We start from the raw sequence: 20,698 nt of genomic DNA, 5'->3' as shown, positions 1-20,698 counted from the left end.
CTACGGTTGGGGATTAGCATAGGTATTTGCCCCTACATAGTTGGTGTAGAGGGCTTGAAAGTAGAGAAATCGTCCATTTGGGTGTTGCTTTTTAACTCATGCTGCCACTGCTGTTTTTGCGAGCGCGCTCTAAGGTCTTGCATAAACTGATAGCGCCGCTGAGTGATCTCGTTGATGTGTTGATCATCTTTCAAAATAACGGGATGGATAAATACCATTAAGTTCTTTTTAACATGGTCGGTACTGGTGCTTCTAAACAGGGCACCTAAAATAGGAATGCTACCCAATATCGGTACTTGCTCCTGCTTTTCTGTCAGCTCATCGCTAATTAACCCGCCTAACACCAGCATTTGGCCATCTTTAATCAGCGCCTTGGTAATAATTTCACGCTTGTTTGTAATTAAATCTGAGGCCGAGGCCAGTGAAGGGGCAATGCTTTCGGTTTTTTGTTTAATCTCCAGAGTGATGGAGTCGCCGCGATTGATGCGTGGCGTGACCACCAAAGAAATGCCCACATCTTTGCGTTCTATAGTAGTAAAAGGATTATTAGTAGAGGAGGCGTTACCGGTGGATTGGCCGGTAATAAAGGGCACGTTTTGGCCTACTAATAGAGAAGCTTCTTCATTATCTATGGCGACCACGGTAGGGGTGGATAAAATATTGGCCTTGGTGGTGGCGTCTAACGCGCGTATAGCGGCTTGTAAATCACCGTTATTAAAATAACCAAAGGTCATGCCGCGACCGGGAATAAACTGGCCGTCGACTTCACCACCGGCAGAGAGGTCACCTAATGTGTTGACTGCGCCGGCCAAGCCATCGCCTACAGCGCTTAAGTCTTCGCTAACCCAAGATATGCCCAAGTCCTCGCCGACATCGCCGCTGACTTCCACTACCAGCGCTTCCACCAGCACCTGGGCGCGGCGTATATCCACCTGCTGTATCACCCGTTTCATGGTGGTGAGCATGGCGGGGGGGGCGTTAATAATTAGCGCATTGGTAGTGACGCTGGACTCTATGCTAATGGCGCTGTTACTTTCTTTCTTATCGCTTTGTATGCTGCTGGACAGGCTTTTTAAAATAGGCACCATCTCTTTGGCGTCCACATAGTGCAGGTAGATCACCTGAGTGTTGCCATCGCCCATCAATTCCGTATCCAGCTGCGCTACCAGCTTTTTAATTTGCGCGCGCTTACTGGCTTCGCCAGCAATTAATAAACTATTGCTGCGCTCATCCATCGATAAGCTCAGTTGCTGGCTCTCACCGCTAGTGGCGGGCACTAGGCTCTGCAAGCTATTTAAAATATCAGCGGCGTTGGCAAATTTGAGTTTTACCAATTCAATTTCACTGTCGCCAGCTTGGTCCAATTCGGCAATGAGTTTGCGTATATGGGTAATCGTGCTGTAGTGGTCGGCTATAATCAGGCTGTTGCTGTCGGGGTTGGCGCTTATAACGGCCTCCTTACTGATTAAGGGGCGCAAGCTGCCTAGTAGTTTGGCTGCAGAAATATTGTGGATTTTGATAACGCTTACCACCATATCAGCATTGCTACCACTGTTTTTGGCTAAGGCTAGGCCGCTGGTGGCTATATTTTTAGGGATGATTTTTAAGGCTTGCTCGGTATCTATTGCGGCGTAGCCGTGTACATCAAGCACTGACAAAAAAACTTGGTAGGCATCTTTGCTTGATAGCGGCTCGGGGGAAATAACCGTGACATTACCTTTGACATCTTTATGTACCACGATATTTTTGCCGGTATTATCCGCCACCCATTGAATCAGGGCGCGTATATCGGCGTCGCGCATATTCATGCGTAGCTTGTCTTCGGCCCAGCTAGCGTTGAGTAGTAACAGGCTACTGCATAGCAGGGCGAAGAGCTGAGTGCGGTATTTAAACATGGGGTTGAGCATTCCTTATCGTTTAACGCGCTTGCGTAATTCTTCCAGCCTTTGTTGGATCAGCTGTTTTCTTTTTTCATCGCTGAGCTGGGAGCCGCTGTTGGCAGCGGGGCTGTTACTATTGTCTATGCTGTCACTGGTGCTGGCGGGAAAATACAGCGTCTCAAGATTGTCATTAGTGGAGAGTATCACTCTATCGCTGTACACCGCTTTTAATGTTGTTTGGCCAAATAATACGCTGCCTATTTTATAGTGCTTGGCTTTTTGATCACCGCCTTCAACAATGGCGGAGGCTTTGCTGGGGTCACTGGCCGTAAACGCACCCCTAAGAATAAGTTGCAGCTTGGTTTTGGGTAGTTCTATATCGCTGAGCTGGTTGAGGTTACTGCTGCCGAATAGAGCGGCGTCAACAATGGCGGCACTATAGTTGGTCATGCTAATAGGCTTGCCGGCTTTTACTGGCGCGGCGCTGGCTTGGCTGTGGCTGCTTAGTTGCAGGCCGCTATACACTTCTATGGCGATAGCCGATAGGGTGATCAATAGCAGCAGGTAAGCGCTATAGCGGGCTAGTGCTTTATGCTGTGTTGTTGCCAAGTAATGCTGTAAGTTTATGTTCACCGCGCTTAGGCCTACCTTGTGGCGTGAAAATACTCTGAAACCTATTGTTATTTTGCAGCCACTATACCGTAAACGGTAAACCAGTGGCATGCTAGTATAGGCATTAATGTTATTAATTGTAGCAGTGACTTAGCGAAGTTTCTTAACGTATTTTACAGCTTGTTGAACTATCTTTATCATTGGCTTTATTATCGTTCACAATGTGTGATGCAGATCTAACAATAACCCCATCTCAGCAAGCATGAGAGCGCTAATAGCGACTCCATGGGATAAAACATGGCAGATCAGAACCAGGCTTTTCAAAACATCCCCTTCGCCTATGCAAAAAAGAATGCCGTCTTTGTTAAGCCCGGGGTGCAGCAGCGCGCACAAGTTTGCCATAAGAACCCCTTGCCGTTAATGGTGTATGCCGAGTTGCGGCGCAATTTTAGCGGTGGCTTTGATTGCCATTTACTTAATAGCGCAGACTTTGATCAGCAATTAGCTGCCGCTTATGAGCGTGACTCTTCTGAAGCCATGCAAATGGTAGAAAACCTCGGTGATGAAATAGATCTGGCCAGCATAGCTAATGCCGTGCCCGAAGCAGAAGACTTGCTAGAGCAGGAGGGCGATGCACCCATAATACGGCTGATTAACGCGGTATTAGCCGAGGCGGTTAAGGAAAATGCCTCCGATATACATATAGAGAGTTTTGAAAAGCGGCTGGTAATACGCTTTCGCATCGATGGTGTACTGCGTGAGGCGGTAGAGCCCAAACGCGAGCTGGCGCCCTTGCTGGTATCGCGCTTAAAGGTTATGGCGAGGCTGGATATAGCCGAAAAACGCATCCCGCAAGATGGCCGTATCTCTCTGCGGGTAGGCGGCCGCGAAATCGACATACGTGTTTCCACCATGCCCGCCAGTAATGGCGAACGGGTAGTGTTGCGCTTACTGGATAAGCAGGCCGGGCGGCTCAACCTTAAATCGCTAGGTATGCCCAAACATTTACATAAAAGCACGGCCCATCTATTGCGTAAACCGCACGGTATTATATTGGTGACGGGGCCTACCGGCTCGGGTAAAACCACCACCTTGTATGCGGGCTTAGCTGAAATTAACGATGCCTCCCGCAACATACTGACGGTCGAAGACCCCATAGAATATAACCTAGAGGGCATAGGCCAAACCCAAGTTAATGTAAAAGCCGATATGACCTTTGCTCGCGGCCTGCGCGCCATGCTGCGACAGGACCCCGATGTGGTCATGGTAGGGGAAATACGCGATATAGAAACCGCCAGCATAGCGGTGCAGGCCAGCCTTACCGGGCACTTAGTGTTATCCACTTTGCATACCAATACCGCCATAGGGGCGATTACCCGCTTGCGGGATATGGGCATAGAGTCCTTTTTATTGGCCTCCAGCTTAGTAGGGGTGTTATCCCAGCGCTTAGTACGGGTGCTGTGCGAGCACTGTAAGCAACCGCAACAGCCCTCGGTATTAGAGCGTGAATTTTTAGGGGAGCTGCTTACTGCTGACAAGGTTATCTATGGGCCTGTGGGTTGTGATGAATGCAACCACTTGGGCTACAGTGGCCGCCAAGGTATTTACGAACTGCTGATAGTCGATGAACCACTACGGGAGTTAATTCACGCCGATGCCAACGAATCTGTACTTATCAAGCATGTGCGCCAACACGCCCCCAGCATACGTAGCGACGGTAGGCAGCGGGTACTGGCAGGCATTACCACCGTTGAAGAAGTGATTCGCGTCACCCACGAGGAATAAGCATGGCTGCCTTTTCCTATACCGCATTAAATCTACAAGGCAAGCAATCGAAAGGCGTGTTAGAGGGCGATAGCAGCCGTCAAATTCGCCAGCAGTTGCGCGAGCAGCAATTAACCCCGTTGGAGGTACGGCCGTTAGCCCACAATAAGGGCGATAGCCCAGGGCGGCAATACCAGCGCAGCCCTAAACTAAGCGTGGCAGATTTAGCCATGGTTACCCGCCAACTAGCCACGCTGGTGCAAGCCAGCTTACCGCTGGAAGAAGCGCTTAATACCGTGGCTAGACAAACCGAGCGGGCGAAAGTGCGGGGTGTCATCTTATCGGTGCGCGCTAAGGTGCTTGAGGGGCATACTTTAGCTAGCGGCATGGCGGACTATCCCCAAGCCTTTCCTGCGTTGTTTCGCGCGACCGTGGCCGCCGGCGAGCATGCCGGACATTTGGATTTAGTACTCAATAAGCTGGCTGACTATTGCGAAAACAGCTACGCCTCTAGGCAAAAAGCACTGCTGGCGCTGCTATACCCGGTGCTGTTATTTATTATGGCCGTGGCCATCGTGGCAGGGTTAATGGCCTTTATCGTTCCCGATGTGGTGGAGGTGTTTGTCGGCCAGGGTCAGCAATTACCGGCGCTCACCCGCGGTTTGATTGCCAGCAGTGACTTTATAGTGGACTACGGTTTGCTGCTGCTGTTACTGCTGATCGTTGCCATAGCCTGTTTTAAATTAGCCCTTAATAAACCCGGCTTTAGGTTGTGGGTAGATAAGCAGCTACTGCACTTCCCCTTAGTTAAACGCCTCACCCGTGGTGGTAACTGCGCCCGCTACGCCAGCACCTTATCGATATTAACTACCAGCGGCGTACCCTTGGTAGATGCTATGCACATAGCCGCACAGGTAATGGCCAATAGCTTTTTAAAACAGCGAGTGATGGCTGCAGCTCAGCAGGTGCGTGAAGGGGGCAGTTTGCATCGGTCCTTAGAACAATGTGGTTATTTTCCCCCCATGATGGTGCATATGATAGCCAGCGGTGAGCTTAGCGGTGAGTTAGATAGTATGCTGGGCCGGGTTGCCGATCATCAACAAAAAGAATTAGATAATCTCATCGCCACCTTAGTAGGTTTTTTTGAGCCGGTTATGTTGCTGTTTATGGGAGGGGCGGTATTAATCATAGTGATAGCGATACTGCAGCCTATTTTTGATCTCAACACATTAATTTAATCATGTAGTTTTACGCAGCTTTTTAAAACACCTAGGAGGTGGTCTGTGGGTTTGCAAAAAGGTTTTACATTAATTGAAATCATGGTGGTGGTGGTTATCATCAGCGTGTTAATAGGTTTGGTAGCGCCCAATATTTTAGGGCGGGTGGACGAGGCCAGAGTCACAGCGGCCAAGGCCGATATAGGCACGTTGGAGCAAGCTCTGGATATGTATAGATTAGATAATCATCACTACCCTAGTACTGATCAGGGGCTGCAAGCCTTAATCGTCCAGCCCACCGGTGAGCCACAGGCCAAATTCTGGCGTCCAGAAGGCTATTTAAAGAAATCACAACTACCGAAAGACCCTTGGGGTGGCGACTACCAATACCTCAGCCCTGGCAGTAGTGGCGCCTATGATCTTTACTCCCTCGGTGCCGATGGCCGCGAAGGCGGTGAGGCTTATGATGCGGATATAGGGAATTGGGATATTCAGTGAGGCTAAGGACGCAGGGTTTTAGCTTATTAGAAATCTTACTGGTACTGGCTTTACTGGGTATTTTGTTGGGTTTATTTAGCGCTAATTTAAGCCCCAGCCCACAGCAACAATTAAACCGCGAAGCAAAACGCATACAGGCGGTACTGCAATTTGCCGCTGACGAAGCGGTAATGCAAGGCCTAGAACTGGCCTTGGCGCTGCCCGAGCAAGGCTATCAAATATTACGCTTTAATCCGCAAGAACTGGCTTGGGAGGCGCTCTCTGACAAGGCCTTTTTAGTCCATGAGTTACCCGAAGGTATGCGTTTAGATTTGAGTTTGCAGGATCAAGCCCTTAGCGACAATGAGCGCCAGCAATTGAACCGTTTGAAAAAACAACAGAGCAATGGTCTACCTGCACCGATGGTTTTATTACTGAGCAGCGGTGAGCTTAGCGCGTTTGAATTACGCCTAAGCATGGCGGCAATTAATGCAGAAAGTATCATCTATAGTGACGGTTATAGCGGAGTGACGCTGCGATGAGGTTGAACAAACGCGGCTTTACCTTATTAGAAGTGCTAGTGGCGCTGGCCATATTCGCAATTTCTGCACTGGCGATCAGTCGCCAAATAGGCAATGGCCACATTCAACAACAACAGCTGGCCTACAAAACTAGCGCCATGCTGATTGCCGAAAATGAAGTGGCTGTGCTAATGCTCAATGAGCAGTGGCCAGCACTGGGCAGGGATGAAAAGCGGCTGCAATGGGCAGGGCTGGATTGGCAGCTAAAGCGCGAGGTAACTGCTACCTCTGAGCCTTGGCTGCGGCAAATTACGGTGAGTGTAGGCTTGCTTGATACCCCCGGCGACTTGGTGAACCTAGTAAGTTATCGAGGACGCTACTAATGCCTTGGGCAGCAAGTGATCGTTCGCAGTCTAGCCAGCAAGGCCTGACTTTAATCGAGGTGTTAATAGCGCTAAGTATCTTTGCCTTAATCGGGCTGGGTTCGGGTCGTTTGTTGAGTGCGGTAATCGCCTCGCAAAAGGTCAATGAAGCGCATTCACAGCAGTTGGCCACGTTACAACGGAGCATGGCTGTGATCGATAGAGACATACAGTTTTTTGCTCAGCGGCCAATACGGGCAGGGGCCGATCAGCTAGATAGCTTAGTGCTGGCGCAAGATTATAGCTTGGAGTTTAGCCGTGCAGGCTGGCGCAATCCGCTAATGCTGGAGCGCAGCCAACTACAACGGGTTGCCTACGATGTCGGTTATCACCCGCACAGGGATGATGTTAATAGTCCTTATTACCAGAGTAATGTGCGTTTTTTACGACGCCATTATTGGCCACATATGGACCGCGTGGAGCGCAGCCAAGCGCCTATGAGCCAGGCCTTGATTGCCAATGTGGAGGCCTTTACCGTGCAGGCGATCAGTGATCAGGGTATGCACAAACAATGGCCATTAAGTGATAGCAATACGGACGAAGATGCACCCGTGCTCAAGGGCTTAAATATCAATATTACCCTCAAAACCACGGGCTTACTGTCCCGTGTTTATAGGTTGAATTAAATGTATAGGCGTCAGCAACAAGGGGTTGCCTTAATTAGTGTGCTGCTGGTGTTCGCCTTAATAACGGTACTAGCTGCCGATATGCTGGCGGTTAATTACCGCGACATCAAAAAAACACAACATCAATTTAGCAGCAAGCAGGCCTATTATTATGCGCTAGCGGGTGAGGAGCTGGCCCGGCAACTATTGTATAGAGATATGAAAAAGCAAGATGGCAGCGACGGTTTTAAGGATAATTGGGCGCAGCCCTTGGAGAGTTATCAGATTGACCAAGGCACCATGACCATAGAGCTTATCGATTTACAAAGCCGTTTTAATATTAATAATTTGTTGGCCGACAGTGATACGATAAACCCGAGCTATGTGCAGGCCTTTAAACAATTGCAGAGCCAGCTAGACACTAATCCCGATATTACCGCAGCCTTATTAGATTGGCTGGATAGTAATCAGCAACTCAGTGCTGGCGGCGCCGAGGACATAGCCTATAGTAATAAAACTCGTCCCTACGTCACTGCCAATCAGCCGTTATACGATAACACCGAGCTGCGTTTGCTAGAGGGTTTGAGCTATCAAGCCTATACCGAGCTGGCAGAGCAAGTAAGCACCTTGCCGCGGGGCAGTAAAATCAATCTCAACACCGCTACCGCCAAGGTATTAAAAGCGGTGCTGCCCAGTTTAAATGAGTCTGAGCTGGATCAAATTAAGCAACTGCAAAACCAAGGAGGCTTAGCAGCTATAGCCACTTGGTTACAACAGCCTTTTGGTCACAAATTAAAAAACCAGGCAGCATTATTTTCGGTTAACAGTGAGTACTTTGAGGTGCAGGTAAAAAGCCTTTATGATGGGCGGGTTGCTAGACTTAGTACCACCCTCTATCGCAATGCCAACAAGAGCGAAATCACGACGATGAAGCGCCATAATGAATAATCATCACAAGCACAAACTAGTTATACGCATAAGTTCCTTGCAGATAGATGAGCACAGTGAGCTGCAGTGGTTTATATTTAATCAACACCAGCAGCTATTGCTCAAAGGTTGCGATGCGCTGTCGGCAATTAACAACGCTTTGCCCGAGGCAGTACAGGCCAGTGTTAGCATACATATTATTATTCCCAATGACGCGGTGTTGTTGGCGCGAGTCGATATACCCAGCCGCAACCCACGACATATTAAACAGGCACTGCCTTTTGCTATAGAAGAATTTATTAGCGAAGAATTAGAAAACGTCCATATGGCTCTGCCCCAAGACTTGGACGCCAGTCATGGCAAAATAGACGTAGCCATTATTAAACACAGCCTGTTAATTAGCTGGTTGGACTTATTGCATCACCACCAGCTCATCCCGCAAACTATGGTGGTGGATACGCTGTGTATACCAATAGAGCCACAACATCACAGTGTATTGTTTGAGGGCGATAAAACATTATTGCGCTTGGGTCTATACCACGGCGTGTGTTGTGAGAGTGTGGTTTTCAATACGCTATATTCTCAGGTTATAGCTGCGGAGTTAGACGAGAATGCGCTGCCGTTGTTGCACTGCTTTCATAGTCAAAACTCAGAGCAGTCCGTCGCTATTGATTACCAAGGGCCGCAGCAGGACAGCCATTACCAAGAGAGCAGCAGTGAGATTTTGGCTGTGAATATGCTCAAACAGGGCACAGCCAATATTAATCTGTTACAGGGGGGCTATAAGCAGGGCCAGGACGACACTAATACTTGGCTGGTATGGCGGCCAGCTGCCATAGCGGCAGCAGCCAGCGTAGCGTTATTTGTGCTGGTGCATGTAGCCAGTGCTAGCTATTTTAGTTGGCAGGCTGAGCGCATACAGCAAGAGAGCGTGCGCTATTACAAACAGTTGTTCCCTAATGAGCGCAGGGTGGTTAGCCCTAAGCGGCAATTGCAAAACCATTTGCGTTTAATTAGCAGTGGTGAAAGCGGGGCCTTTTTAGCCACCTTGGCGGCTATTGCTGCTGAATTTAAACCCTATACTCAATCGGGCCAGATTGCGGTTAAACAGCTGGCCTTTTCACAAGATAATGGTTTGTTACGCTTTGAATTGAGCAGCCAAACCATTGAGCAATTAGATAGTTTAAAACAACAGTTCTCCGCTATAGGTATTAAAGCGGTAATAGGTTCTGCTAGGGCACAGGAAAATACTGTGATTAGTAATATGACCGTGGAGGCACAGCCATGAGTCTGTTGGATTGGTATAGCTTGCCGCTAGTGCAGGCCTGCGTACACCGCTATCAACAATTGTCAGAGCGCGATCAGCTGGCGGTTAAACTGTTAACGGCATTCTTTTTTATACTAGTCATTATTTATGGCTTGATAGTGCCCAGTGTTAATTATAGCGCCGAGGCCAAACAGCAATACCAACAAGCGCAAGCCGACCTGCAATGGATGAGGGAGAACACCCCCGCTAACCTGGCTACCGCGCCGCGGCGCAACCCTAATGAGTCTATTTTGGGAATAGCCAGCTCCAGTGCTAAAAAATATTATATAGACTTTAAGCGTTATGAGTCGCAAGACGAAAATACCCTGCATATTAATATGGAACGGGTATTATTTAAAAACTTAGTACTGTGGTTAGAATTTTTAGAAAAACAACACGGCATTAGTTTATCGAATATTAATATAGAGCGGCAGGGCAACCCCGCCTATGTCAATGCCCGCGTAGTGATTAAAGGTTAGCCATGTATAAAGCGTATTTTGGCCTCAGTGAGCTGCCTTTTTCTATAGCGCCTGACCCCAGTTATCTCTATATGAGCGACAAACACCGGGAAGCCTTGGCGCATTTAATTTATGGTGTCGGCGATCAGGGCGGCTTTGTCGTGTTAACCGGTGAGGTAGGCACGGGCAAAACCACCGTCTGTCGCTCGGTGTTACAGCAATTACCCGATAACGCCAATATCGCGTTTATTATTAATCCACGACAAAGTATTAATCAGTTATTACAGTCTATTTTTTCAGAGTTGAACATACCCTATAGAGAAGGCATGACTAGCAAGGCCATGATAGACAGGCTCAATGGCTATTTGCTGGGCGCACATGCTCAAGGCCGCAACACCATATTAATTATCGATGAAGCACAAAACCTGTCTGTCGACATACTGGAACAACTGCGGCTGCTAACCAATTTAGAAACTGACGAAAAGAAATTATTGCAGCTAGTGCTGTTGGGCCAACCCGAATTAAACGATATATTGGCCCGTGACGATATGCGGCAATTAGCTCAGCGTATTACCGCTAGGCATCATTTGTCGCCTTTATCGAAAGCGGAGGTGGCTGAATATATACAGCATCGCTTGTCGGTGGCTCAATGCCACAGTGAAATTTTTTCTCGTGCCGCCATTAACAAAATTTATAAATTTAGTGGCGGTGTGCCTAGGTTGATTAATTTGCTCTGTGATCGCTGTATGCTAGGCGTGTATTCCAATAATGCGGCGATAGTGGATGGCAGGGTAGTCAATAAAGCGGCTAAGGAAATATTCAGCCAATACAAGATTAAAAAGTCCTGGCCTAAGCCCTTGTTGTTTGCATCAGCATTGGCGGTCATTATTTTGTTACTGACGTTTCTGTTTAAAAATAACTATTTAGCGCTAACCATAGGTAATGCTGATGTATCAAAGGCTACAGAAAAATCGCAGCAAGTTGACAGGGTAGAGGCGTTATAATGTCTTATATACTCGATGCCCTAAAAAAATCTGATCAACAGCGCCAGCAAGGTGCAGGCCCTAACCTGCAAACTATACACCGGCCGGTATTGGCCAATACCGATAGCCCTTTGTTAAAGTTAATACTGACTTTGCTGTTGCTGTTATTACTGGCATTGGCCGCCGTGGCGGGCTGGTACTTTCTCTCTGCTAATAAATCGGCGTCGGACAATAGCCAGCAAGTGACTCTGCAGACAGAGGCCAAGCCTGCTGCTGAAGCCGAGGTCGGCACAACCTTAGCGCAAACGCAAACGCAAACCCAAACGCAGCCGGCGGTAGTAAACCCGCCTCCAGTATTAAACACCTCGGCGATACGCTTTAATGATTTAGATGCCAATACGCGCACAGCTATACCCGGGTTAACCTTTTCGTTTCATGTTTATTCAGACAATCCCAGCCTGCGCACCATTATTATTAATAATCGTCGGGTTAAAGAGGGCGCGTTAGTTGAAAAAGATTTGCTATTAGAGGAGATCAGCCCACAGGGTGTGGTATTGATTTGGCAAAACCGGGTGCGCTTTAGCATAGATGTAGTCGAGTCCTGGTAACACCCCATTGTTTATTCCCCCTTGCCACCGTTGTAGGTGGCAGCTCTTGTTACATTTTTCCTATTGATGAGTTGTGTTATGAAAGGCGTAATACTCGATTTTGATACGCTAGCCGCGGATGATTTGCAGTTAAGTGATTTAATGCAGCAATTAGACGATTGGGCTATCTATCCCAGCACCACCCCCGAGCAGCTGATGGAACGTATTGCCGATGTTGAGGTGGTGCTGAGCAATAAAGTTAAGCTTAATGCCGAAGCCATAAAACAAAATTCGCAATTAAAACTGATTGTAGCCATGGCTACTGGCACTGACCATATAGCCGTAGCCGAGGCTACGGCGCAGGGCATAGTGGTGTGTAACGCTAGAGCTTATTCCACCGCCAGTGTGGCGCAGCATACCCTTACCTTGATGTTGGCTTTAAACACTAGGCTATTGGATTATCATGCTGCGGTGCAGCGAGGAGATTGGTCGAAAAATCATTTCTTTTGCTTGCTGGATTACCCCATACAAGAGTTGGCTGGTAAAACCCTAGGATTAATAGGTTATGGTAATTTAGCTAAAAAAGTGGCGGCCATGGCGCAGGCTTTTGATATGGAGATACTGATAGCCGAGAGTTTGACGGGTCGCCAGAACCAAACCGGTAGGCTACCGCTTAACAGCCTATTAGCGCAGGCCGATATAGTCAGCTTGCACTGCCCCTTAAGTGAGCATACCCGCAACTTAATTGGTGCCGAGCAATTGGCCTTAATGAAGCCTAGCGCTTTATTAATTAATACGGCCAGAGGTGGCATAGTGGATGAGCTGGCCTTAGCGCAAGCGCTAAAGGCGGGAACCATTGCCGGTGCTGCCATGGATGTATTGGCTACTGAGCCACCACCCGCAGACAGTATTTTATTGCAAAAGGAGGTCCCCAATCTGATTATTACCCCTCACAGTGCTTGGGCCAGTCAGGGCTCCCGGCAGCGCTTGGTGGATCAGTTGGCGGCAATTATCAGCGCTTTTAAAAAAGGCCACGCTATACAGTCTCTATAGTCACGGCGGCTACAGAGAAGTTGATTTGTATCATTATTTATTAGCGCACTTGCTATATACTGATGGTTCCTATTTTCCAGTTCGTTAACAGGAGTGTGTTATGTCCAGTAGTACTACTAAAATTTTTGTGGTCGTAGACCCCAGTGTTGATAAGCAGGTGGCTTTAGAACGCGCCATTATCACCTCGCAATATCGCGATAAAAAGGCGGTTAATATTCAGGTATTTATAGGTGTGGATTCTGAATCGACGAATATGCGGGCCAATAATGACAATTTGCAGCGTGATCAAACCTGGTACCTAGAAACGATTAAAGAACCTTTAGATGCCGCCGGTTTAAACTACAGCGTGTCTTTTTCTTGGTCACTGGAATGGCAACAATCCATTTTGCAAGAGGCCAAGCACTTTGGTGCAGAAACCATCTACTTACCCGTGCAGAAAAAAACTAACAAAAGCCGCTTTACCTTTAGTGAAAATAAATGGGACTTATTAAAAACGGCCAGCTGTCCTATCGTGTTAGTGCGCCCCGGCGCAAAAACCGAGCGCAAAGTCGTATTAGCCGCGGTTAATTTTCAAGCCGAGGATGAGGAGCACAAGGCCTTAAATATGCGTATTATAGAAAGAGGCAGGTGGATAGCAGAATCACACGGTGCCGATCTGCATTTGGTTAACGGCTATAGAGATTCTATGAAGTATCCGGATCGCGGTAATTTGGTGAAAAAATCAGGTGTTGCCAGCGATAAGATACACGTACATAAAGGCTATACCGATGAGGTAGTCGCTGAGATTGCCAACAAAATCAATGCCGATGTGGTGGTGATGGGTACGCTGGGCCAAACCGGTAAGGTGAAAACTCGTAGAGGTAATACCGCAGAGCGGGTAATTGCCAGCTTGGATGTAGACACTATCGTGGTTAACTAAGCTAATCGGTTTTATGTTAGCTAGGAGAAAGGGGCGATGTTATTCGCCCCTTTATTGTTTGTACTGCTCGCGTAGGTTCTGCATTTTCTGATATTTTTCGCTGGATAAAGCTTCGCTATCCAGTTCATTACCCAAAATTTTGGGGTGTATAAATATCATTAAATTACGCTGCACTGTTTGTGTGGTAGTACTGGTGAATAGGGCACCTAAAATGGGCAGATCGCCCAGCAAAGGGACTTTATCCACTCTTTCGGTTTGCTCATCACTAATTAAACCGCCTAATACTAAGATGCCGCCGTTTTGCACCTGTACTTTAGTTTTGATGCTGCGCTTATTAGTTACTAGGTCGGTGGCAGTAGTGCTGCTGTCGCTAAGGGTTTCTAACACCTGCTCTATGTCTAAGGTGACAGAGTTGCTGTCGTTAATCTGCGGGGTGACTTTTAGGCTTAGGCCTATGTCTTGTCTTTCTATGGTGTTGAAAGGGTCGCCACCATTATTTTTATTGGTCAGTGATTGGCCGGTAATAAAAGGCACGTTAGAACCCACCAATACTTCGGCCTCTTGATTATCTAAGGTCAGCAAAGTTGGGGTGGATAAGATGTTGGCATCCACTTCGGTAGCTAGGGCATTAACTAAGGCGCGTAAACTGCTGCCGCTGTAGTAACCCACCGATAAACCACCCGATAGCAGCACCTCACCGGTAGCGATGTTCAGTTGTTTTAAACCAAAACTGGTAGCGGCCTCGGTGCCGGTGCCTGCAGAAAAACTGCTGTTCCACTCTACCCCTAAGCTTTGCGAAATATCTTCGCTAACCTCAACGATAATTGCCTCCACTAATACTTGGGCGCGGCGTATGTCTATTTGCGCTATAACCTTTTCCATGGCGTATAAAATGTCAGGGGGCGCGGTGACGATTAACGTATTAGTACTAAGGCTTGCCGCTACGTTTATGGTTTGCCCTTGGATGTTGTGATTTTTATTGTCGGTTTCCAGTGCCTTGGCCATGTTTTGTAAAATAGGCAGCATCTCATCGGCACCGGTATAATGCAGGGGGATGACCTTGGTGTTGTCAGTGCTACTAATAGGCCGGTCCAGTTGTGCGATCAGTTGTTTAACCCGTTTTTCTATTACCGGGTCCCCAGTCATTAGAATACTGTTAGAGCGTTGATCGCTGGCGATGGTGAAGTTGCTGCCTTTATCATTTTCTATTAAGGATTGAATTACCGAGGCCACGGTATTGGCCGAAGCATGCTGTAATTTTAAGGTTTGTATGGTCACGCCTTGGACTTGATCGATTTGCTCTATCAGCGCCACTAAGCGGTGTATATTGTCGTAGGCGTCGGCAATAATCAGCTTATTGCTACCGGGTATGGCACTGATATGACCACTGTTGCTAACTAGGGGGCGTAGGGCGTTTTGCAGCTTTTGGCTGTCCAGCGCCTGGCTTTGATAGACATATAAGGCTTGCTGGCCACCTAGCGGTTTTTCAAAATTGCTTATTACACTGCCTGGCGTGGTTTTGGCGGCGGCGCTGGGGATGATTCTAACGATGTCGCCGCTTTCAACCGCGGCATAGCCGTAGACATTGAGCATGGCTAAAAAAACATGGTAGGCCTGTTCTACGCTCATAGGTACATTGGCCAAGATGCTAACCTTGCCACTGACTCTGGGGTCGATAATAATTTTTTTCTGGGTTTGTTCCGCTATCCACTGTATCACCGAGACAATTTCTGCCTCGCGCATATTGAGGGTGATTAACGCAGTAGGGGGCGCTGCCTGCACGCTATTTTCAGCAACAGCGGTTTGTGCTGTGCCATAACTACACAGGTGGAAGAAGCTAATAAAAAGTAATAAACGGTAATAGCTTGGGTTCATAAGGCTGGATGATTTGTGATAAATGCGTAAGGCTGCTTTATTTATGCTTATGGCTGTTGTTATTATTGCAGGGCTTTTTGTATTAGTCATTGTTTATTAAGGTTTATCTAATGTCGGCACTATCCGTAGCCAAAGACGACGCTGCCAAACATGCAGCCCAACCGCTAACAGCCAAACAGTGTGACAAGCCTGTGCGTGAACAAATAGCCGTGGTGGCCGAGTTTCACGTTTATCGCATACATCCTGCGCGCATCGCCTTTCGTACCGGTATAGCCTTGGATTTGATTCAGTCGCTGCTCAGCGGCGAGCATGAGCCGAAATTTTTTCAGCACTGCATACGTCAGGCCAAGCAGGCAAAACGCGCCAATAGCTTGCAAGCTTCGTTACGATTGCGGGGCGCCAGCCGCAAGCAGTTACAGGACAATATAGAAGCTGAGTTTGTCCAGCCACTGGCCTAGTCCCTTCTTACTCTTTTTTATTCTCTTTTGCCGTAGTGCTTAAACTGCTCTATAGCCTCGTTTATTTGCTGCTCGCTGAGATAGTGGACATCGCCTATGCTCAGCGCCAGCACATATTGCTGGGCCAGCGCTTCCACTTCTATGGCTAAGCCAAAAGCTGAAGGTAAATCCTCCCCGCAAGCTATCATGCCGTGGTTGGCCAATAGGCAGGCGCGGTAGTGCTGCATGCTTTCTATGATGTGCTGGGCTAATTGTTCAGAGCCAAATAAGGCGTAAGGCACCAGCGGAATTTCGCTGCCGCCTGCGATAGCCACCATATAGTGAAACGCGGGAATATTACGCTGGGTACAGGCCAGTGCCGTGCAGTGGCTGGGGTGGGCATGTACCACGGCGTTTTGCTCGGGGCGCTGTTGGTATATGGCGGCATGAAAATGCCATTCCGATGAGGGCGGGTAAATGCTGTGGCCTAGTGGTTGGCCTTGGTAATCAATCTTTACCAAGTCCTCGGCACCAAGTTCATCGTAGGCTACCCCCGATGGGGTGATGAGCAAACCCTGCTCACAACGTAGGCTGATATTGCCAGATTTCCCCACGCTTAAGCCGCTGCTATTGAGTTGCTGGGCGTAGTGCAGCAGTTGTTGGCGCTGTTTTAGTCCATTTTCTTCACATACGGTTTTATTCATAATTGCTCTCGCAGTGCGGCTAACGCGATGCTGTTGGCTGGCACTATACCGCGCTCGGTTATCAAGCCAGTAACTAAGCGCGCCGGGGTAACATCAAAGCCATAGTTAGCAGCGGGTGAGTGACTATTAATACAAATGCTGCGCGCAACCCCTTGCTCATCGACACCGCTAATTGTTAATACCTCATCGCTGTGGCGCTGCTCTATAGGTATCTGGCTGAGGCCATCGCTAATCTGCCAATCTATGGTGGAACTGGGTAGGGCTACATAAAAAGGAATTTGGTTATCATGGGCGGCTAGGGCCTTGAGGTAAGTGCCTATTTTATTGCAGACATCGCCGTTGGCGCTGGTGCGGTCGCTGCCCACTATGCACATATCCACCATACCCTGCTGCATGAGGTGACCGCCGGTATTATCACAAATAAGCGTGTGGGGGATGCCTGCCTGTTGCAGCTCCCAAGCGGTTAGGTGGGCGCCTTGGTTGCGGGGCCGTGTTTCATCCACCCAAACATGTATCGGTATGCCCAATTGTTGCGCTTTATAAATAGGCGCTAAGGCAGTGCCCCATCGTATGGTGGCCAACCAGCCGGCGTTGCAATGGGTGAGTATATTGATGCTGCGCTGTTTTTGCTGATATTGCTGTTTAATTAAATCTACACCGTGCAGGCCTATAGCTGCGCAATGGTCTATATCGTCAGCCCTAAGCTGTTGTGCCATGGTAATAGCGGCGATAAAGGCATCTTGTGGCTGTGCTTTGATGGCCGACATTACTTTATCCAAGGCCCAACGCAGGTTAATGGCGGTGGGGCGGGTAGCCAGCAGGGCTTGATAGGCTTGCTCAGCACTGTGGGGGGAGTTAGGTCGTAATGATAAGGCCAAGCCAAAAGCGGCGGTAATACCTATTAGTGGTGCGCCTCGCACTTGCATACTAGCGATAGCATGGCAAAAATCAGTTAGCTCAATCAGCGCTATACGCTGGTAACGGTGGGGCAGTAAGGTTTGGTCTATGATCCACAGCGATTGCGTCTCGGGGTCGTAATCCAGGGTGGTGTCAGTGAGGGAGTGTGTGGGGGTAGTGATAATAAGCACCTCTTAGCAAGCCATAGCCCGATATTTTTGTTAATATCCGCGTTTTCGTCAATGTGGCAACCAGTGCCTGGTCGAACTCACCTCATTATCTCAGGTTTTACATCCCTATGTTCTCAGCAATGCCATTAAATGAGCGTTTATTAAGAGCGTTACACGAGCTAAACATAAAAACACCTACCGCCGTGCAACAGCAAGCCATACCGGCAGCCTTGGCCGGTAAAGATTTACGGGTGAGTGCCGCAACCGGCACCGGTAAAACTATCGCCTTTCTGTTACCGGTGTTACAGCCTATGTTTGAGGGCAAGGCCACCATAGCCGAGGGCAGCCGCTGTGTGATTTTAGCGCCTACCCGTGAGCTGGCTAAGCAGATTTTTAAAACCTGTAAAAGCCTGTGCCGTTTTAGCTATTTAAAAACTGCCTTAATTATCGGTGGTGAAGAGTTTAAATATCAGCAGGCTTTATTACGCAAAGACCCTGAAATTATTATCGCTACTCCCGGCCGCTTATTAGAACACTTACAAAAAGGCTCGGCGCTATTATCACAGCTAGAATTTTTAGTATTGGATGAGGCGGATAAAATGCTGGAGCTGGGTTTTTTAGATGACGTCACCGCTATCGCAGGTCATAGCAATACGCAGCGCCAAACCTTAATGTTCTCTGCCACCTTAGAGCGTCGCGGCATTGCTGAGCTATCCGCAGGTATTTTAAACGAACCCGAAACCATACAGGTAGATACCCATAGGCAGCAGCATAAAAATATACGTCAGCAAGTTATTTTGGCGGATGATTACGAGCACAAAAAGAATTTATTAGATTGGCTGTTAAGCAACGAAACCTTCGGTAAAGCCTTGGTGTTTACCAATACTAAAACCGACTCCAACCGGGTAAGAGGTTTTTTACGGGGCAAGAAATATCGCGCCGCATCGATTAACAGTGATATGTCACAAGAAGATCGTAGCACCACTATGACCAGTTTTCGCAGTGGCGCCACCCAAATTTTAGTGGCCACCGATGTCGCCTCTCGCGGCATTGATATTAATGATATCGATTTAGTGATTAATTTTGATATGGCGCGCAATGGTGATGACTATATCCACCGTATAGGTAGAACCGGCCGCGTTGAACAAAAGGGTTTGGCGATTAGTTTTATCACAGCCAAAGAATGGAATTTAATGGCGGCGATAGAGCGTTATGTAACTGTGAGCTTTGAAAAGCGCACCATTAAGCCATTGCTGGGTAAATACAAAGGCCCGAAAAAATTAAAAAGCTCCGGTAAGGCAGCCAGTACTACCAAGCGTAGCAAAGTTAAAGCGGCAGAGCCCAAGAAGAAAAAGAAAAAAACCGGCGCTAGGCCCTCTAGGCCAGTAAAAGCCTTAGACGGCTTTGCCCCTATTAAAAAGAAAAAATAAGCGCCTACCCCAGTGACTGATCATCATCATTACGATGCCATTATTATTGGCGGCGGTGCCTCGGGTTTATTTTGTGCGGGGCTGGCGGGCCAGCGCGGTTTGCGTGTGCTGGTAGTCGATAGCAGTAATAAAGTGGGCAAAAAAATTCTGATGTCGGGTGGTGGCCGCTGTAATTTCACTAACCTTTATGTCACATCCGATAATTATTTATGCCAAAACCCCCACTTTCACAAGTCGGCATTATCTAGCTATAACCAGTGGCAATTTATAGAGCTGGTGGAGCGCTATCAAATCCCCTACCACGAACGCAAGCACGGCGAATTATTTTGCGATGATAGCGCCAAAGATATTTTAAATATGCTGCTGGCGGAGTGTGAGCTGGGGCAGGTCACTATAAAAACCCGCTGTGAAATAACGGCAGTGAATTATCAGCCCGAGCAGGGTTATAGCCTAAAAACCAATATTGGCAGTTTTACTACACCGTCTTTGGTGGTGGCTAGTGGTGGTTTATCTATACCTACCATGGGCGCCAGCGGTTTTGGTTATGAACTGGCTCAGCAATTTGGTCACAAGCTATTGTCCAGAACGGCAGGACTAGTGCCGTTTACCTTTAGCGACCATATTAAAAGTATTTCTGAGCGTCTGTCGGGTTTGGCGGTGGATGTAGAGTTGTCGACAGCGGGCACTTGTTTTCGCGAAAATGTTTTGTTTACTCATCGCGGCTTAAGTGGCCCCGTGGTTTTACAGTTGTCTAACTACTGGCAGCCCGGCAATAGCATTAGCATGAATTTATTGCCGGACAATAATGTGCAGCAATTGTTGTTAGAGTATAAGGCGCAGCATCCGAAAAGCTTATTACGCAACTTACTAGCGCAGCATTTAGCTAAAGGCTTAGTAACTGAATTACAGGCGCTGTTTTGGCCGCAGTATACAGAAACGGCCATGGCCGAAATTCCCGATGCAATTTTAAAAACCGTGGCCGAAAACTTGTCAGGCTGGCAGCTTAAACCTTCCGGCACTGAGGGCTACCGCACCGCAGAAGTTACCCTGGGTGGTGTTAATACCGATGAACTCTCTTCTAAAACCATGGCCAGTAAAACTCAACCAGGTTTGTTTTTTATCGGCGAGGTGGTGGATGTGACAGGGCACTTGGGAGGGTTTAACTTTCAATGGGCCTGGGCTTCGGCCTATGCCGCCGCCCAGTATTTATAAAACGGCTTAGATTCATTGTCATCATGACAGTTTATAGCGAGGTTTATACCTTCATATTTCTTCACCGACTAGAGGGCGTAAGTTACTGATAATGTTTAATATGCGGAGAATTACTGTTAGTTAAACATGGCGCTAGAGGCTATATAGGCTAACGGCGCCCATCAATTACGAGTAATTTACTGAAAAAGATATTCTAGGACGATCTGGATTCTGTGCCAGCACACGAGTGTTTAGGCAATATT

At 48.0% G+C, this 20,698-nt stretch carries 21 protein-coding genes; 16 read left to right on the top strand and 5 right to left on the bottom strand.

Going from position 1 to position 20,698, the window contains the following annotated elements; all coding sequences use genetic code 11:
- Positions 1-32: 32 nt before the first annotated feature.
- Both gspD (B067_RS0111050) and B067_RS0111045 read right to left on the bottom strand, forming a co-directional pair.
- Entirely contained in the window at positions 33-1,895 is a 1,863-nt protein-coding gene (gspD, locus tag B067_RS0111050; protein ID WP_240472853.1) for a type II secretion system secretin GspD, read from the bottom strand.
- Positions 1,896-1,910: 15 nt separating this feature from the next.
- Complete coding sequence (locus tag B067_RS0111045; RefSeq protein WP_169335571.1) at positions 1,911-2,513, bottom strand: type II secretion system protein N; 603 nt, start codon at positions 2,511-2,513, stop codon at positions 1,911-1,913.
- A gap of 276 nt (positions 2,514-2,789) precedes the next feature.
- Between B067_RS0111045 and gspE the strand changes: the two genes are divergently transcribed.
- The 13 genes from gspE to B067_RS0110980 all read left to right on the top strand — a co-directional run bounded on the left by gspE (position 2,790) and on the right by B067_RS0110980 (position 13,731).
- Positions 2,790-4,277 carry a type II secretion system ATPase GspE gene (gspE, locus tag B067_RS0111040; protein ID WP_019530148.1) on the top strand — a complete coding sequence of 496 codons (1,488 nt, stop codon included), beginning with the start codon at positions 2,790-2,792 and terminating at the stop codon, positions 4,275-4,277.
- A gap of 2 nt (positions 4,278-4,279) precedes the next feature.
- A complete protein-coding gene (gspF, locus tag B067_RS0111035; protein ID WP_019530147.1) occupies positions 4,280-5,494 on the top strand; it encodes a type II secretion system inner membrane protein GspF in 1,215 nt (404 codons plus the stop codon).
- A gap of 45 nt (positions 5,495-5,539) precedes the next feature.
- A complete protein-coding gene (gene gspG, locus B067_RS0111030; protein ID WP_019530146.1) occupies positions 5,540-5,971 on the top strand; it encodes a type II secretion system major pseudopilin GspG in 432 nt (143 codons plus the stop codon).
- Entirely contained in the window at positions 5,968-6,492 is a 525-nt protein-coding gene (gene gspH / locus B067_RS0111025; RefSeq protein ID WP_019530145.1) for a type II secretion system minor pseudopilin GspH, read from the top strand. The genes gspG and gspH overlap by 4 nt, the downstream gene beginning before the upstream one ends.
- Positions 6,489-6,854, top strand: coding sequence for a type II secretion system minor pseudopilin GspI (gene gspI / locus B067_RS20295; RefSeq protein WP_019530144.1), 366 nt, complete (start codon positions 6,489-6,491; stop codon positions 6,852-6,854). Before gspH ends, gspI begins: the two co-directional genes overlap by 4 nt.
- Positions 6,854-7,519 carry a type II secretion system minor pseudopilin GspJ gene (gene gspJ, locus B067_RS21295; RefSeq protein WP_019530143.1) on the top strand — a complete coding sequence of 222 codons (666 nt, stop codon included), beginning with the start codon at positions 6,854-6,856 and terminating at the stop codon, positions 7,517-7,519. The genes gspI and gspJ overlap by 1 nt, the downstream gene beginning before the upstream one ends.
- Positions 7,520-8,446: a type II secretion system minor pseudopilin GspK gene (gspK, locus tag B067_RS0111010; protein ID WP_019530142.1), complete on the top strand. Its 927-nt coding sequence runs from the start codon at positions 7,520-7,522 to the stop codon at positions 8,444-8,446.
- A complete protein-coding gene (gene gspL, locus B067_RS0111005) occupies positions 8,439-9,713 on the top strand; it encodes a type II secretion system protein GspL (RefSeq protein ID WP_019530141.1) in 1,275 nt (424 codons plus the stop codon). Before gspK ends, gspL begins: the two co-directional genes overlap by 8 nt.
- On the top strand, positions 9,710-10,210 hold the full coding sequence (gene gspM / locus B067_RS0111000; protein ID WP_019530140.1) for a type II secretion system protein GspM: 501 nt from the start codon (positions 9,710-9,712) through the stop codon (positions 10,208-10,210). The genes gspL and gspM overlap by 4 nt, the downstream gene beginning before the upstream one ends.
- A gap of 2 nt (positions 10,211-10,212) precedes the next feature.
- Positions 10,213-11,193: an ExeA family protein gene (locus B067_RS0110995; RefSeq protein ID WP_019530139.1), complete on the top strand. Its 981-nt coding sequence runs from the start codon at positions 10,213-10,215 to the stop codon at positions 11,191-11,193.
- Complete coding sequence (locus B067_RS0110990; protein WP_019530138.1) at positions 11,193-11,780, top strand: general secretion pathway protein GspB; 588 nt, start codon at positions 11,193-11,195, stop codon at positions 11,778-11,780. Before B067_RS0110995 ends, B067_RS0110990 begins: the two co-directional genes overlap by 1 nt.
- A gap of 78 nt (positions 11,781-11,858) precedes the next feature.
- Positions 11,859-12,812 carry a D-2-hydroxyacid dehydrogenase gene (locus B067_RS0110985; protein WP_019530137.1) on the top strand — a complete coding sequence of 318 codons (954 nt, stop codon included), beginning with the start codon at positions 11,859-11,861 and terminating at the stop codon, positions 12,810-12,812.
- A gap of 100 nt (positions 12,813-12,912) precedes the next feature.
- Complete coding sequence (locus tag B067_RS0110980; protein WP_019530136.1) at positions 12,913-13,731, top strand: universal stress protein; 819 nt, start codon at positions 12,913-12,915, stop codon at positions 13,729-13,731.
- Positions 13,732-13,782: 51 nt separating this feature from the next.
- Here the strand turns inward: B067_RS0110980 and gspD (B067_RS0110975) are convergent, their stop codons facing one another.
- Complete coding sequence (gene gspD, locus B067_RS0110975) at positions 13,783-15,606, bottom strand: type II secretion system secretin GspD (RefSeq protein ID WP_169335570.1); 1,824 nt, start codon at positions 15,604-15,606, stop codon at positions 13,783-13,785.
- 110 nt (positions 15,607-15,716) lie between these two features.
- Between gspD (B067_RS0110975) and B067_RS20285 the strand changes: the two genes are divergently transcribed.
- Positions 15,717-16,064, top strand: coding sequence for a hypothetical protein (locus B067_RS20285; protein WP_019530134.1), 348 nt, complete (start codon positions 15,717-15,719; stop codon positions 16,062-16,064).
- Between the two features lie 17 nt (positions 16,065-16,081).
- On the opposite strand, the gene B067_RS0110965 is transcribed toward B067_RS20285, so the two are convergent.
- Complete coding sequence (locus B067_RS0110965) at positions 16,082-16,747, bottom strand: class II aldolase/adducin family protein (RefSeq protein ID WP_019530133.1); 666 nt, start codon at positions 16,745-16,747, stop codon at positions 16,082-16,084.
- The gene (gene mtnA / locus B067_RS0110960; protein ID WP_019530132.1) at positions 16,744-17,835 is read right to left on the bottom strand and encodes an S-methyl-5-thioribose-1-phosphate isomerase; all 1,092 of its coding nucleotides are present in this window, start codon (positions 17,833-17,835) and stop codon (positions 16,744-16,746) included. Before mtnA ends, B067_RS0110965 begins: the two co-directional genes overlap by 4 nt.
- A 107-nt stretch (positions 17,836-17,942) precedes the next feature.
- On the opposite strand from mtnA, the gene B067_RS0110955 reads away from it, so the two are divergent.
- Entirely contained in the window at positions 17,943-19,244 is a 1,302-nt protein-coding gene (locus tag B067_RS0110955; protein WP_026244584.1) for a DEAD/DEAH box helicase, read from the top strand.
- A 12-nt stretch (positions 19,245-19,256) separates the two neighbouring features.
- Positions 19,257-20,456, top strand: a complete 1,200-nt coding sequence (locus tag B067_RS0110950; protein ID WP_019530130.1) for a BaiN/RdsA family NAD(P)/FAD-dependent oxidoreductase — start codon at positions 19,257-19,259, stop codon at positions 20,454-20,456.
- The last annotated feature ends 242 nt before the right edge of the window (positions 20,457-20,698 follow it).

It is taken from the genome of Dasania marina DSM 21967, from assembly GCF_000373485.1.
GTDB classification, from domain to species: Bacteria; Pseudomonadota; Gammaproteobacteria; order Pseudomonadales; family Dasaniaceae; genus Dasania; species Dasania marina.
Note: the sequence above shows the minus strand (reverse complement) of the source record. Positions and strands in the feature narration are given on the sequence as shown.